14 protein-coding genes are annotated in these 15,150 nt (G+C 46.0%); 13 read left to right on the top strand and 1 reads right to left on the bottom strand.

Translation table 11 applies throughout. The features are described from left to right. Nucleotides 1-2 precede the first annotated feature (2 nt). From SHD_RS08305 to SHD_RS08280, 6 genes are all read left to right on the top strand, one after another. A complete protein-coding gene (locus SHD_RS08305; protein WP_023266696.1) occupies nt 3-3,080 on the top strand; it encodes a type III restriction-modification system endonuclease in 3,078 nt (1,025 codons plus the stop codon). A gap of 73 nt (nt 3,081-3,153) precedes the next feature. Beyond that, entirely contained in the window at nt 3,154-4,008 is an 855-nt protein-coding gene (locus tag SHD_RS08300) for a restriction endonuclease (protein WP_024024115.1), read from the top strand. Nucleotides 4,009-4,102: 94 nt separating this feature from the next. Next, nucleotides 4,103-6,253 (top strand): MobH family relaxase, encoded by a 2,151-nt coding sequence (mobH, locus tag SHD_RS08295; RefSeq protein ID WP_023266694.1) that lies wholly within the window; start codon nt 4,103-4,105, stop codon nt 6,251-6,253. A 48-nt stretch (nt 6,254-6,301) separates the two neighbouring features. Beyond that, entirely contained in the window at nt 6,302-8,122 is a 1,821-nt protein-coding gene (gene traD / locus SHD_RS08290) for a conjugative transfer system coupling protein TraD (RefSeq protein WP_023266693.1), read from the top strand. A gap of 9 nt (nt 8,123-8,131) precedes the next feature. Continuing rightward, nucleotides 8,132-8,692 (top strand): hypothetical protein, encoded by a 561-nt coding sequence (locus SHD_RS08285; protein WP_023266692.1) that lies wholly within the window; start codon nt 8,132-8,134, stop codon nt 8,690-8,692. Further along, complete coding sequence (locus tag SHD_RS08280; RefSeq protein WP_032481061.1) at nt 8,679-9,314, top strand: DUF4400 domain-containing protein; 636 nt, start codon at nt 8,679-8,681, stop codon at nt 9,312-9,314. Before SHD_RS08285 ends, SHD_RS08280 begins: the two co-directional genes overlap by 14 nt. A 26-nt stretch (nt 9,315-9,340) precedes the next feature. Here SHD_RS08280 and SHD_RS08275 read toward each other — a convergent pair whose 3' ends face one another. Next, nucleotides 9,341-9,928, bottom strand: coding sequence for a hypothetical protein (locus SHD_RS08275; RefSeq protein WP_023266690.1), 588 nt, complete (start codon nt 9,926-9,928; stop codon nt 9,341-9,343). A 288-nt stretch (nt 9,929-10,216) separates the two neighbouring features. Here SHD_RS08275 and traL point away from each other — a divergent pair, with 288 nt between their 5' ends. The 7 genes from traL (at nt 10,217) to SHD_RS08235 (ending at nt 15,115) form a co-directional block, all read left to right on the top strand. Further along, complete coding sequence (gene traL, locus SHD_RS08265; protein WP_000433891.1) at nt 10,217-10,498, top strand: type IV conjugative transfer system protein TraL; 282 nt, start codon at nt 10,217-10,219, stop codon at nt 10,496-10,498. Then, nucleotides 10,495-11,121, top strand: coding sequence for a TraE/TraK family type IV conjugative transfer system protein (locus SHD_RS08260; RefSeq protein ID WP_023266689.1), 627 nt, complete (start codon nt 10,495-10,497; stop codon nt 11,119-11,121). The genes traL and SHD_RS08260 overlap by 4 nt, the downstream gene beginning before the upstream one ends. Beyond that, nucleotides 11,105-12,001, top strand: coding sequence for a TraK domain-containing protein (locus SHD_RS08255; RefSeq protein ID WP_039977901.1), 897 nt, complete (start codon nt 11,105-11,107; stop codon nt 11,999-12,001). Before SHD_RS08260 ends, SHD_RS08255 begins: the two co-directional genes overlap by 17 nt. 2 nt (nt 12,002-12,003) lie before the next feature. Beyond that, complete coding sequence (locus SHD_RS08250; protein ID WP_023266687.1) at nt 12,004-13,293, top strand: TraB/VirB10 family protein; 1,290 nt, start codon at nt 12,004-12,006, stop codon at nt 13,291-13,293. 74 nt (nt 13,294-13,367) lie between these two features. Then, nucleotides 13,368-13,940 carry a type IV conjugative transfer system lipoprotein TraV gene (traV, locus tag SHD_RS08245; RefSeq protein WP_023266686.1) on the top strand — a complete coding sequence of 191 codons (573 nt, stop codon included), beginning with the start codon at nt 13,368-13,370 and terminating at the stop codon, nt 13,938-13,940. Then, nucleotides 13,937-14,311 (top strand): TraA family conjugative transfer protein, encoded by a 375-nt coding sequence (gene traA, locus SHD_RS08240; RefSeq protein ID WP_023266685.1) that lies wholly within the window; start codon nt 13,937-13,939, stop codon nt 14,309-14,311. The genes traV and traA overlap by 4 nt, the downstream gene beginning before the upstream one ends. 75 nt (nt 14,312-14,386) lie before the next feature. Continuing rightward, a complete protein-coding gene (locus SHD_RS08235) occupies nt 14,387-15,115 on the top strand; it encodes a hypothetical protein (RefSeq protein WP_023266684.1) in 729 nt (242 codons plus the stop codon). Nucleotides 15,116-15,150: the final 35 nt, after the last annotated feature.

The following is a 15,150-nucleotide window of genomic DNA, read 5'->3' as shown; positions in this document are numbered from 1 at the left end:
GTATGAAGTTAAAGTTCAAAGTCCAACCTTATCAAACTGTTGCCGTAGAGTCAGTTGTTGACTGCTTTGCGGGGCAACCTAACACCTCGGGAGTTACCTACCGAATCGATCCTGGTGTTGCCAAAGATAAGTTTGGTAATGCTGGTTGGGATATGAGTGACCAGGATGGTTTTAAAAATGCTGAACTCGCGATCACTGAATCGCAGTTATTGCAAAATATCCATGGTGTTCAAAGTAGACAGAACCTCCCTGTTTCAGAAACGTTAATCGGCAATGCCAGCTCAAAGATAAACCTCGATGTTGAAATGGAAACCGGTACAGGTAAGACATATTGTTACATCAAAACCATCTTTGAGATGAATAAGCGCTATGGCTGGAGCAAATTTATTATCGTAGTGCCTAGCATCGCCATTCGTGAAGGTGTTTACAAGTCGCTGCAAATAACCGGTGAGCATTTTGCCCAAAACTACGACGGTAAAAAGGCACGATTCTTTATCTATAACTCCAAGCAATTACATCAGTTAGAGAATTTTTCATCTGACAGTGGCATCAATGTGATGGTCATCAATATTCAAGCCTTTAATGCGTCAGGAAAAGACAATAGACGTATTTATGAAGAGTTGGATGACTTTCAGTCTAGGCGTCCTATTGATGTTATTAGTGCAAACCGTCCAATCCTGATTTTGGATGAGCCACAAAAGATGGAAGGCAAGAAGACATTAGATGCCTTAGCCAAATTCAAACCACTGATGGTACTTCGATACTCGGCCACGCATAAAACAACACATAATAAGGTGCATCGCTTGGATGCGCTTGACGCTTATAACAATAAGTTGGTTAAGAAAATTGCAGTTCGTGGTATATCAGTAAAGGGCTTAGCGGGCACGACAGCCTATCTATATCTGGAATCCATCGAGATCTCGAAAAAAATGCCAGTGGCTCGTATAGAGATCGAGGTTAAACAACTAAATGGCATTAAACGCATACCTAAGAAAGTCACTAAGGGCGATAATCTTTTTGATCTTAGTAATGGTCTGGATCAGTACCGTGATTTTGTGGTTACTGATGTCAACGCGATTAACGATACGGTTGAATTCAAGAATGGCCACGTTTTAAGTGCGGGCGATGCCACGGGGGATGTGACCGAAGAGACCATTCGCCGAATACAGATCCGGGAGACAATTAAAGCGCACCTTGAAAAAGAAAAAACACTTTTTAACCAAGGTATAAAGGTTCTCTCTCTCTTTTTTATTGACGAAGTCGCAAAGTATAGAGACTACTCTCAAGCGGATGAGAAAGGCGAATATGCTCGTGTCTTTGAAGAAGAGTACTCCTTGCTTGTACAGGAGTATCTTGATGAGTTGCCCCTATTGTCAAGTGAGCATACTGATGCCTATAAAGCCTATCTATCGGCCATTGAAGGCTCTAGAACGCATAATGGTTACTTCTCAATTGATAAGAAATCAAATCGTCTTCAGAATCCTGGATTTAAAGTGCGTGGTGAAGATGCCGGTCTATCAGACGATGTAGATGCTTATGATTTGATTCTAAAAGATAAGGAAAAGTTACTTTCTTTTGAAGAGCCTACTCGTTTTATCTTTTCACATTCGGCATTACGCGAGGGTTGGGATAATCCAAACGTATTTGTCATGTGTATGTTGAAACACAGCGATAATACTATCTCTCGTCGTCAAGAAGTTGGACGTGGTTTACGTCTGGCCGTCAATAAACATGGTGACAGACAAGACCATCCGGCAACTGTGCATGAAATTAATGTTTTGTCGGTGATTGCAAGTGAAAGCTATAAAGACTTTGTCACGAATCTACAAAAAGAAATCAGCGAGTCTCTCTCAGCGAGACCTAGAAAAGCAGATGAAGCTTATTTTACGGGTAAGTCAATTACAACGGCTGATGGCCCGGTAGAAGTAACACCTGTCATGGCTAAGCAAATTTATAAGTATTTGCTTAAAAATGATTATACCAATGAAGCTGACGATTCAATCGCACCATCATTCCACCAGGCTAAGGCTAATGGACAGTTAGCCCCAATGCCTGTTGAGTTAGAGCCATACCGAGAACAGATATTAACCCTGATTGACGGTATTTATAGTGAAGCACAACTTCCTGGTGTTGGTGATGATCGTAAACCCAAAAATAATCCGCTGAATGCTAATTTTGATAAGAAAGAGTTTCAGAAGCTTTGGCACAAAATCAATCGCAAAGCGGTTTATAAGGTTGATTTTGACTCATCTGAGTTGATTAAAAACTGCATTCAGGTTCTCAACAAAGAACTTAAGGTAACGCCTCTTCAATACACCATTCAAGATGGTGTTCAATTGGATGGCATTACCGACGAACAACTCAAAGCTGGACAAAGTTTCAAGGTGAAAAACACTGAGACTGAAACTCATCAATCGAGCATTCATTCTGCTGTTCGTTATGATTTGATTGGTAAGCTGGCTGAAAATTGTGTGCTGACTCGCAAAACAGTCGCTGAAATTCTGATGGGTATAGAACCTGTTGTATTTGCACAATTTAAGCAGAACCCTGAGCATTTTCTGGCTGAGGCTTCACGCCTTGTGAAAGAACAAAAGGCATCTGTAATTATCGAGAAGCTATCATATGATCCAACTAACGAATCTTATGATGTTGATATATTCACGGCTGAGCAAAAGATTACAGATATGACAAAAGCCGTCAGTGGCGTTAATAAGCATATTTATGATTATGTTGTCGTTGATTCACAAGGCATTGAGCGGGACTTTGTTACCGAGCTCGATACAAGCAAAGAAGTCGTGGTTTATGCAAAACTGCCTCGTGGTTTTCTGATACCGACGCCTGTTGGCGACTACAACCCTGATTGGGCTATTTCTTTCAAAGAAGGAAGTGTTAAACACATTTACTTTATTGCTGAGACTAAAGGAACGATGTCTTCGCTTGAATTGCGTGGCATAGAAGATCGCAAGATTGAATGTGCTAGGAAATTCTTTGAAAAAATTAATGCAGAAATCACGAGTGAAAACGTCAAATATGATGTTGTAACGAGTTACTCGAAATTGATGGAAGTCGTAAACGGTTAGATATTAATGTCACCAATATGGGCTGCTCTTTCTAGGATGGGAAGCCCATTTTTGATTTTGGATGGGATCTTTTATGGTTACTTTTGACCAGCTGATGCAGCCACTCATCATCGCCCTGAACAATCTTGGCGGCTCAGGCAGTATTGATGAAATATACGAGGAGGTCGTGGAGCTAGAAAAGTTTGATGAGCAGACTTTAGCCGTGTTGCATAACCCCGAAAAGAGCAGCCAAACGGAGGTTGGTTATCGATTGGCTTGGGCGAGAACCTACCTCAAAAAAGCAGGATATCTTGAGAATTCATCAAGAGGCGTTTGGGCTTTGACTGATAAAGCCAAGCAAAATGCTAAGCTGGATAGTCGAGAGATTGTGAACTTTGTCAGAGAACTTGACCGAAAGCCTGGGGGGTCAAAAAGTTCTTCTTCAGAGCCAGAGCTTTCGTCTGATGATTCACCAGAAGAAGCTATGGCTTGGCGTGAAAAGTTACACCATGTACTCATTGAAGAAATGAGCCCTGATGCTTTTGAGCGGTTAACACAGAGGTTATTGAGAGAATCAGGCTTCATTCATGTTGAAGTGACTGGTCGCACGGGGGATGGTGGTATCGATGGCAAAGGAATTGCCCGAATCAATGGTTTGATGAGTTTTCATATTGCCTTTCAGTGTAAAAAATACAAAGGCTCAGTTGGGGCACCAGAAATCCGAGATTTCAGAGGGGCAACAGTAGGACGTGCAGATCGTGGGATGTTTATAACAACTGGCAGCTTTACAAAAGCAGCCATTGAAGAAGCCAACCGTGATGGTGTTGCTCCGATTGACTTGGTTGATGGTGATCAGTTAGCCGATAAGCTCAAAGAACTTAGTTTAGGTGTTAAAACAGAGTTGGTTGAAAAAGTAACAGTTGAACCAGACTGGTTTTTAAGTCTTTAGCTCTATCATCGCTACAGATAAGTGCAAGTTTCTTGCGACTATCTAACAACCTAATTGTTAGTGAACCTTCACACTATCGTGTCGGAGGTTCACTATGTTCAAAAACCTATTTTTTCAAGCCAAAGCATTACCAGAGCTGTCATCTCAACTAGATGCAGAAATTCCACGCTACCCGCCATTCCTGAAGGGGTTGCCAGCTGCGTCACCTGAGGATTTGCAGTCCACACAAGACGAGCTAATTGCCAAACTGCGCCAGGTACTTAGCTTTAACCAGCGTGACTTTCAAAGGCTGATTCAACCCTGCATTGATCATCTGGCGTCCTATGTTCACTTGTTGCCAGCTTCTGAGCATCATCATCACAGTGGTGCTGGTGGTTTATTACGTCATTCGTTGGAAGTTGCTTTCTGGGCGGCACAAGCTGCTGAAGGGATCATCTTTGTTGCCAGTGGCACACCGGTTGAGAAAAAAGAGCTAGAGCCAAGGTGGCGTGTTGCAGCGGCTCTTGGCGGTTTGTTCCATGATATTGGTAAGCCTGTTTCAGACTTGTCCATCACAGACGAAGATGGACGCTATCAGTGGAACCCTTTTTTAGAAACCTTATCCCAGTGGACCACAAATAACAGCATTGAACGCTATTTCATTCGCTGGCGCGACGGACGGTGCAAACGGCACGAGCAATTCTCAATTCTGGTTTTAAACCGGGTGATGACGCCTGAGTTGCTCGCCTGGTTAACACAACCTGGCCCTGAAATTTTGCAAGCCATGCTGGAAGCAATTGGCAATACCGATCCAGAGCATGTCCTGTCTAAACTGGTCATTGAAGCTGACCAAACCAGTGTACAGCGAGACCTGAAAGCTCAACGAATTTCCGTTGACGACAATGCCCTTGGTGTCCCAGTCGAACGCTATCTACTTGATGCTATGAGGCGATTGCTTGCCAGTTCCCAGTGGTTGGTCAATCAGCGAGATGCCAGAGTTTGGATACGAAAATCGAATCAATCAACCAATCTTTACCTGGTTTGGAAAAGCGCGGCTAAGGAAATCATTGAGCTGTTGGCCAAAGACAAGATACCTGGCATTCCAAGAGATCCCGATACCCTTGCGGACATCCTCATTGAGCGAGGATTGGCCACTAAATCCGCCTCAAATGAGCGATATGAAAGCTTTGCCCCTGAAGTGCTGATCAAAGACGGCAAGCCAATCTGGCTACCCATGCTGCATATATCTGAGGCCGATTTATTGTTCAGCTCGAATGTACCAAGTGGTGTGACACTGTTTAACAAATCTGAGTGGGAAGCAACGCAGCAAACACAAGCAGAACCTCAGAGTCGTTCCAGTGAACATCCAGACTTACCTGAAGCGTCATCATCAATTGAACTCAGTAATTCGACTGAGTCGCCATCGACAAAACCGTCCGAAAAAGATGATGAACTTCGTCATGCCAGTGATGTTAGTACCCCCCAGGCAACTGAAAATGCCCCAGGTGATGAATGCGAAAAGCCTAACAATTCATATGATGGCGCCATCTCAAATAACGTAAACCAGCAAGATGCAGAGGCATTGAATCTCCCTGAATCTTTGGCGTGGTTCCCAGAGGCCAGCAGTGCGTTGATTATGGTTGGTGAACAGCTTCTGATCCGCTATCCCGATGCCGTAAGACCTTGGTGTGCACCCCGAAAACTGCTTGCTGAACTCAGTCGGTTAGATTGGCTTGAACTAGATCCGGCAAACCCGACGCGTAAAGCCAGAACTGTGACTACAAATGATGGAGTTCAGGAGCAAGGGTTACTGCTGAAGGTATCGATTTCTAAAGGGCTAACTGCACTGATAGACCTTTCCAAACAAGACGCAGAATCAGTGACAGCAATTCAGAACAAAGAGGCTTCACAGCGTCCGAGTCGAATTAATATAACCAATGCCCAAGCAAAAGAGCCCGCCACAAGAGCGGAGCGTAAGCAAAAGCCGATTGCGGCCAATGCGAACTCAAGTACAGACCCCAAACACGCGCAGCGGCAACAGATGGTTAATTTTGTGAAAGATTTGCCCATCTTACTGACCGATGGCGATTACCCAGACGTGGATCATAGTGCCGATGGTATTCGCGTCACAATTCAAACCTTACGCCAAGTCGCCAAGGAGCATGGCATTCCAGCCGGGCAATTGCTTCGGGGGATCTCGGCCAGTGACGAATGCCAGTTTGATGAGGGGGAAACGGTTCTGTTTACCGCTCACGCTAAACGTTAATCCATTTGAAATTAAGTGGATTGCAAACGGTTATTTTGCGGAGCATGAATGAAAGAAAACGCATATGAGATGCCCTGGCGCACGAACTATGAAGCCATGGCAGCAGCAGGCTGGCTGGTTGGGGCAACTGGGGCAATTGCCGCAGAAATGCTGACTGAGCTACCACCTGAGCCATTTTGGTGGATGACAGGGATTTCCTCGGGCATGGCGTTGTATCGCCTGCCTGAGGCTTACCGTCTTTATAAGTTGCAGAAGGGGCTAAAAGGCAAACCTTTGGCTTTTATGGCGCTGTCGCATTTGCAAAAAGTGATGGCAAAACATCCTGATGAATTGTGGTTAGGGTATGGCTTTGAGTGGGACCAGCGTCATGCTCAACGTGCTTATGAAATCCTAAAGCGGGATAAGCAAACCTTGCTTAACCAAGGTCACGGCAAACAAATGGGTTCGACCTGGATTCATGGTGTCGAGCCCAAAGAAGAAGATGTGTACCAGCCAGTTGGTCACACCGAGGGGCATACCTTAATTGTCGGCACAACCGGTGCCGGAAAAACCCGTTGCTTTGATACGATGATCACTCAGGCCATTTTGCGCAATGAAGCCGTGATTATTATTGATCCTAAGGGAGACAAGGAACTTAAGGATAATGCGCAGCGAGCCTGTATTGCCGCCGGTAGTCCTGAACGCTTTGTGTATTTTCATCCGGGTTTTCCAGAGCATTCAGTACGTCTTAATCCCCTGAGAAACTTTAATAGGGGCACTGAAATTGCCAGTCGTATTGCGGCATTAATCCCATCTGAAACCGGTGCTGATCCATTTAAAGCCTTTGGCCAAATGGCACTGAATAACATCGTGCAAGGTTTGTTGCTTACGTCACAACGCCCTGATCTGAAAACACTGAGACGATTCTTGGAAGGTGGCCCAGAAGGTTTGGTAGTAAAAGCAGTCACAGCCTGGGGGGAGCAGGTATATCCGAACTTTAGTGTGGAGATTAAGCGCTTTACCGAAAAGGCCAATACCTTGGCTAAACAAGCCATGGCGATGCTGCTTTTTTACTACGAACGCATTCAGCCCGTTGCCGCCAATACTGATTTAGAGGGGCTATTGAGCATGTTTGAGCATGACAGAACCCACTATTCCAAGATGGTGGCCTCATTGATGCCGGTACTCAATATGCTCACTTCAAGTGAATTAGGCCCACTGTTATCACCCATTGCAAACGATGTGGATGACAGCCGGTTAATTACGGATTCTGGCCGTATTATCAACAATGCCCAAGTGGCCTATATCGGGTTGGATTCATTGACCGACGCCATGGTTGGCAGCGCCATTGGTTCGTTGCTTTTATCGGATCTCACTGCTGTGGCCGGTGACCGCTATAACTATGGTGTTGAAAATCGTCCCGTAAATATCTTCATCGATGAGGCTGCTGAAGTCGTTAACGATCCCTTCATTCAACTGCTCAACAAAGGCCGTGGCGCAAAAATGCGTTGTGTGATTGCTACTCAGACCTTTGCTGATTTTTCAGCTCGTACAGGCAGTGAAGCTAAAGCTCGCCAGGTGTTAGGTAACATCAACAACTTGATAGCTCTTCGGGTGATGGACGCCGAAACGCAGCAGTACATTACCGACAATCTGCCTAAGACTCGGTTGCAGTACATCATGCAAACTCAAGGTATGTCGTCCAACTCGGACAGCCCCGCGTTATTTACCGGCAATCATGGCGAGCGCTTGATGGAGGAAGAAGGCGATATGTTTCCACCGCAGTTATTAGGCCAGCTTCCCAACCTGGAGTACATCGCCAAGCTTTCAGGTGGCCGCGTGATCAAAGGCCGCATTCCTATTTTAACCAGCTCTACACAGGCAGCTTAAGGAGTCTGTATGCATCATTCTGTTTGTCTGAAAATGACAACACTTACCAGTAAAGAAATGCTCGCTCAGTGGCAGCAACATAACCCTCAGTTCAAGGAAGCTTTAAGACTGCTTGAAACCGACTGGCCTCATGCTTTGGCTTCAGTACACTGTTTGGCGGACTATTTAACGGATGCGCTCACGTTAGATGGCCATTCCATCTTTGATTTGTGTCTGTGCAATGGCTTGGGTAGTTATGAAGAAGTCAGTTGTGATGATGACAGTGTTCGCCTTTGGCATTTCATTGAGGCACTGACCTGGACTGCCGCCAGTGCTTTAACGGGTATTCGCCTGCGTGATCCTGACCATTTCGAGTGGGCCGCCGTGGATGGTGTGTATTTCTACACCTGGATTCGTAATCGTCCAAATCGGATGACGTATTTGGCTGAAGGACGCATCGAGGTGCGTTATGTCAGTGGTCATACGACGACAAAGCGGCTTCAACAAGTGATTAAAGCCCGGATTATGACGCCAACCGTTGCAGCCATGCTGGCACGAGTAGAAGAGGATGTTTGGCATGAGCAAGCATAAGTCGGTTTGGCTACTGTGTCTGGCACTGATGCTGGAGATTATTGCCATTGGCGTATTAGTGCCCGGTGATTGGACTGGCCGAGTCATTAGTAAAGAGAAGCAGATGATCCAAAATCAATTGGGCGCACAAACAAGCTATTGGATTGGTCAAACTAGCCATCGCTGGTATCAGTCATGGGTTGTGGATACGCAGATGGAGCAATCTGTGCGTGATTTTCTAATCCCCACTGAAGAGCAGCGACTGCGCTCTAAAGGGATGGAGAACATGGGAGGCTTTTGGTTTGTCTGGGTAGAAGACCGTATTCAGGCATTTTTTGATGTGTTGTACCAAGTGTTCACTCGATTTGCGTTGCTGATGGTCTGGTTGCCCTTTGCGCTTATTCTCATGTTACCGGCGCTGTGGGACGGCTTGATGACCTGGAAAATTAAGAAAACAACCTTTGATTTTTCGAGCCCTATCATTCACCGCTACAGCATGATTATCCTGGGCTCAGGCGTCATTTTGCTGTTTATGGGATTGTTCGCCCCGCTGGCTATTCCACCGGTGGTGCTACCGTCGCTGATCATCGGCTTGGCATTGATGGCAGGGTTGGCGTTAAGTCACTTGCAGAAGAAGATATGAGGCCAGTTAGGCCTCATCTTGTAGAGCTAAAACCTTACGCCAACGGTATTGCCATTCTCGTCTTCCGCTGGCAAATGATAAGTATCAATAAGATGACCTTGAAGCCAAATATATTGCGGCATCCAAAACGAGTACTGTCGTATAAGAGCCAATACTTCTTTCAGCGGTTTGTTTGCATGAGGCTCGGCAAGGCGAAAGTACATGAATGAGCAATCATCTCGAAAGTACTCCTGAAGCTCTGAATCTGATAGCGTTTCTTTTAGCGGCCTGTTTTGTTCGTCGTCCTCATCATGGGAGTTGGCATAAATTTCAAATAGCTGCTTTTCAGTGAGCATCTCCAAGAAATGGTCTTCAATTAAAACCCCATCACTGGTATCGACATCCATACCATCTTTGACATCAAAAGCCATGACACATCCAGAAGATAACGCCACCTCTGATGGCTTCAGTACGTCATTGGCTTGTACAACCTGATGCCAATGATTAAAGCCAACAGAGATTGCAATTTCATCGAGTGCTTGAGTGTGTGTAATGGATTTTTCACGTTTAAGCTTTCGTGCTTTTTGCTTTAAACGTTCAACCGTGTCAGAGGAAATGATTTTAGTAATTTGCATTGAGTTTCTCCTATTAGCGAATACGGTGCCCACTGCCGAGGTCGCAGAAAAAACCTAAGCAAAAAATAAATTTGATTTGCATGTCGTCCCGTCCGGGTTTGCTAAAGTGGGCAGCTGGTCTCGACACGACCAATATCCTCATCATATCAACCGCATCAAAAAGATCAATTGTTAGTATTGTCTGAATAGAACCCTCAAAACATTCAAGAATTCGGCATCTAGCTGACCACTGAACCTGCCAATCCCAAGGCATTCTTCACTTCTCAATTCAAACAACGAGGAGTGACTATGGAACCTGTGAGTATTCCATCCTATATCGATGACCCGCCGCACTTCCTGCTTTGGAGTGCCGATGAGATGGCTCCCATTCTGTTGGGGCTAGTGATCGGCATTTTTACCGGTAATGCCTTGGTTTTATGCCTGTTGGGGTTGGTGACAACCAAGCTCTATCGGCGTTTTCGTGATGGTCGCCCTGATGGTTTTATTCTTCACGCCATCTACTGGGCTGGGCTGTTGCCAACCAAAGCCAAGACGATCCCTAACCCATTTATCAGGAGCTATCTGCCGTGAAGTTCGACGTGTTTTTAAAATCATGGCAAGGCACGCAATTAGAGAACCGATGGCAACGGTTTCTGATTGCAGTGCTGGTGCTATCTAACTTGCTGCTTGCGGTTGCGGCATTTTCTCGCAATACCGTGGTAGCCATTCAACCACCAACTTTGTCTGAAACGGCTGAAGTGTCACGAAACCAGGCCACTCAGCCTTACCTTGAATCCTGGGGACTCTACCTGGCTGAGCTTATGGGCAACGTGACGCCGGGTAATGTGTCTTTCATCCGAGTTGCTATCGAGCCGCTGCTTTCTCCAGCGGTGTACCAGCAAGTGGTCGATGCACTGGAGATTCAGGCAAGGCAAATCCGCGAAGACCGAGTCACGCTCAAATTCCAACCCAGACAAGTGGAGTATGAGTATGAAACCGGCCATGTCTTTGTGACCGGTTATTCCTTGGTCTCTGGGCCATCTGGAGATGAACAGCGCCAAACTCGCACCTATGAGTTTGACATCGATATTGAGCAATACCGTCCAAAGCTCAGTTGGATGGATACGTATGAGGGGCAAGCTAGAACGAAGGGAGTTCGTGAAAAGTTGACCCAAGAGCAAAACCGGAGGGTGAATGATGCGAACCAAAATTAGTCGATGGATAACACCAAGCTTAATCGCAATGAGCTTGAGTGGCGTCCTGTTATCTCAAGCGTCGTATGCAGACGTGGAATTGCCGATTGTGCCAGCCAGTGTGATGAAGCAGTCTGCTACTGCAAATCCACCGGTTCAAAGCAATTCGGTTGCAGCGGATACGCCAACAACGCTACTGATGACACCGGGGGTTAATGAACTGATCCCTGTAGCACTTGGTCATCTGAATCGAATTGTGACGCCGTTTGAATCGCCTCAGGTGAGAACAACCAGTGATGCTCAGACGCAAATCAAGGGGAATGTTGTATATGTGGCCACGGACAAAGAATCACCGGTTTCACTTTACATCACTCCGCCTGGTCTGGAAGCACCCGCGTTATCTGTCACCTTAGTACCTCGTCGTATTCCACCGCGTGAAATCACCTTAGCTATTGATGGTCAGCAGTGGCCTATTAAGGGCGTCGTGAACCGAAAAGCCGCCACTTGGGAAACGGCTCAGCCATACGTCGATAACCTACGTGACTTACTCAGACGCCTTGCACTAAATGAGTTACCACAAGGCTATGACATCCGTTTAGCTGGCCAAACTGACACAAGCCCAAAATGTTTTCAGCCGGGCTTAAAGTTTGGTTTTAAGCAGGGGCAAATTGTGACGGGACATTACTTCACCGTCTATGTAGGACTGGTTGAAAGCTTTGCTGATGAGCCGATAGAAGCCAGTGAAATAGCTTGTCATTCACCAGATATAGTGGCAAGCGCCTACTGGCCTCGCAATATCTTGTTGCCGGGTGAAAAGACTGAGTTGTATGTGGTTGTTCGCAATCATCGTGAAGAAGCGGTGGAAAGTCAGCGACCTTCGCTTCTTGTGGGAGGTGAATAACGATGAAAGCACAATGGGAACAAATGAGCCCGAACATGAAGCGGGGCCTATCGGTTGCAGGTATTGCTGGTGGTCTCATCCTTATGGTGATGGTGTTTTCACCTAATCCTGACGATGGCTCAAGTAGTCGGAACCGACAGGAAACGATCCGGCACATTCTTACGGATACCAATACTCGTGATGTTGGGGTCGATAGTTTGGCTGCGAACGTAAAACTACTCAGTGAGCGCAATGAACAGTTACGTCGTGAAGTTGAGCGCTTGCGTCGTGACGTCGATTCAGGACGGCTAAGCCCAGGTTCGCCTTCTATACCAAGTGAGGTCAACGCGGAGTTGGCTCGCCTTCGAGCGGAACTTGATGATGTTCGCGCTGGAGGTGATGCAGCAGTTGAAGGCACAAATAGCCGTTTCGAAGTGCCTTTATCTGCCATGGAATTGCCTAAAGACGAAAAGCCATTGCCGTCTAACCCAGACGACTATTTTGCCAATGCGCCGCTGCCTGATCCGCTCTATCAGCAGCCAGCCAATGGCCAAGGCACACGAGCACGGGATGTTCCATTGCCGCCAATCACGATTCGTATGATTGAGCCTGAAGTGGTTGCTGAACCAGAGGTTGTTGTGCAAGAAGCGCCGCCTTTGTATCTACCGGCAGGCAGCATTATCTCGGGTACTTTGATCACGGGTTTGGATGCTCCTACTCATGAGTCCGCAAGACGTGAGCCTTTTCCTGCATTGCTGAGGATTCAAAAGGAAGCCATTTTACCCAACCGATTTAGAGCGGATATCAAAGAGTGTTTCTTGATCGCCGCAGGTTACGGTGATTTGAGCTCTGAGCGTGCTTATTTGCGAGGCGAGACCATTTCATGTGTGAGAGAAGATGGTGGCGTCATTGAAACACGACTGGATTCTTATGCCGTGGGTGAAGACGGCAAAGCCGGTATTCGTGGCCGATTGGTGTCGAAACAAGGCCAGCTGGTGGCCAAATCGATGATGGCCGGATTCCTTCAGGGCTTGGCTGGCGCATTTGATGTAAATCCTGTTCCGACGATTCAGACGGGTAATGCCGGTGATACTCAGCTGTACCAGCAAGTCATGAGCCAAGAAGCATTACAAGGCGCTGCGATTAAAGGCACCGGTAAAGCATTGGATCGAGTGGCCAAGTTCTATTTGGACATGGCTGAAAATATGTTCCCAGTCATAGAGGTAGACGCTGCAAGGAAAATTGAAGTCATAGTCACTCGTGGTGCCTCGTTGTCGTTGGCCACTTCGCAAGGGGGAGGTGCAAGAAGATGAAAAAATCCTGCATGTTGCTAACCGATCGAAGTCCGTTTCAGACAATAAGATGTGTATCCAGAGGAGAGTTAACCATGACGACATCAATGCAGAACAACCCAAAGCACCAGTCAAAACAGTGGTCTAAAGCTGGATTACTTTTATTGGCAGTCGGCTCAACCTTATTGTCTGGCTGTAGTTCATTGGGTCTTGGGAGTAGTGAATATGGATGCCCAGGTATGCCTGACGGTGTGCGCTGTTTATCCGCTCGTGAAGTCTATGAGCTTACCAGTAATGGCGCTACACCTAAGACGATTGATGCTGTGGCGACTCGAATTGGTTCTCCCTCTGGGTATTCACAATCTGATTTAGAAACAGGACTACTGAGCCATCCAGCATTACCTGAGACGCAGCAATCTGCACCTATTCGCATTCCTTCAAGGGTGATGCGGATTTGGATTGCGCCTTGGGAGGATGACCGTGGAGATCTGAATTTATCCAGCTACGTGTTTACCGAAATTGAACCGCGCCGGTGGGATATTGGGGTGTCAGCACCTCGAACTGTTTCGCCAGTGCTACGTCCACTTCAGACTCAAAGCGATTCAGCCTCAGCGGGAGCTGATGGTAAGCGCGATAACTTGAGTATCTACGGAGAAACTAACGAATGACAAATGCAGTTCGCAGCATTCAAACTCAGCGCCTAATGACCATTGGTGCGCTTGGTTTGATGGCGTTAATGATTTCGGAGCCCTCATTTGCGGGCACCGGTGGTGATGCTTTCACCGATGTGTGGGATACCCTAAAAGACTGGACCCAAGGTACTTTGGGACGGATCGTAGCGGGAGCCATGGTTCTGGTGGGTATTGTGGGCGGTATCGCTCGCCAAAGCTTGATGGCTTTTGCCTTGGGCATTGGTGGCGGTATGGGTCTCTACAACACACCAACAGTCGTAGAAAGCGTTATGTCTGCAACCTTACCTTACGGCCTGAGTGCATCAGAAATCGAGCAGGTGATGACAATCATCAACAGAGTAATTTAACAGTGAGGCAATAGTTGTAGCCACAGCCTTAAATGAAGTAACCTTATCGTCTGTTTAGGACGATAAGGTTCAATTATGGATTATTACAAAACGAATGCGATTTATGAAAATCTCGATGGAAGTGAAGATTATTATTGGGTTGTTGGGAATGCGTGGATATTAGTCTATGGAGATCATGGTTCTAACCCAAAACTAATTGTATTTGCTCATGGAAAATCATGGCAAGTTGACCAGAATATAATTCATATAGTTTCAAATTTATCCAAAGAAACCGGTATCCCCGCCATAAGAATTGAATTTGAAGACTCAAGTTCAGAGATTGATAGCGTCGATATACATAAGGGATCCGGTGAGAAAATTACTGTTGGGCTAGATAGTTTAAAATCTCTATATCAGAAATATGGAGTTCCAGTTAATAATAAGCCCTGCCAGAAGTCAGTGAATGATGCTACTAGTAGTGCTTATCATAATTGGCAGCGAGCATCTCTTGGCTCCATAACAGTTAGCGATATTGATTTGTTTTATCTTGGTAGAAATCGAGAGAAGTCAATAATTGAGCTTAAGAGGTCTTACATTCCTCTGGAAAATTGGTCTCCTTATAGAGATGACTTCCCCAACTTTATGCTTTTATCTAATTTATGCTCTTCGGGAGGATATGATTTTTTGATCTCCTACAATGTGAGGCATAAGTCCCCATTTCGCGATGACCCATCAATGATAAAACTTTTTTACTATGATGATGCATTTCAGAGTCAAGGAACAATAACGCTTAATTTCGAAGAGTTTGCATCAGCTAAATACTGATAAATTGTTTTTAATATGATTGATAAAGTTTGGAT

Source organism: Shewanella decolorationis S12 (assembly GCF_000485795.1).
GTDB classification, from domain to species: Bacteria; Pseudomonadota; Gammaproteobacteria; order Enterobacterales; family Shewanellaceae; genus Shewanella; species Shewanella decolorationis.
This window is presented reverse-complemented; position numbering and strand designations above follow the sequence as displayed.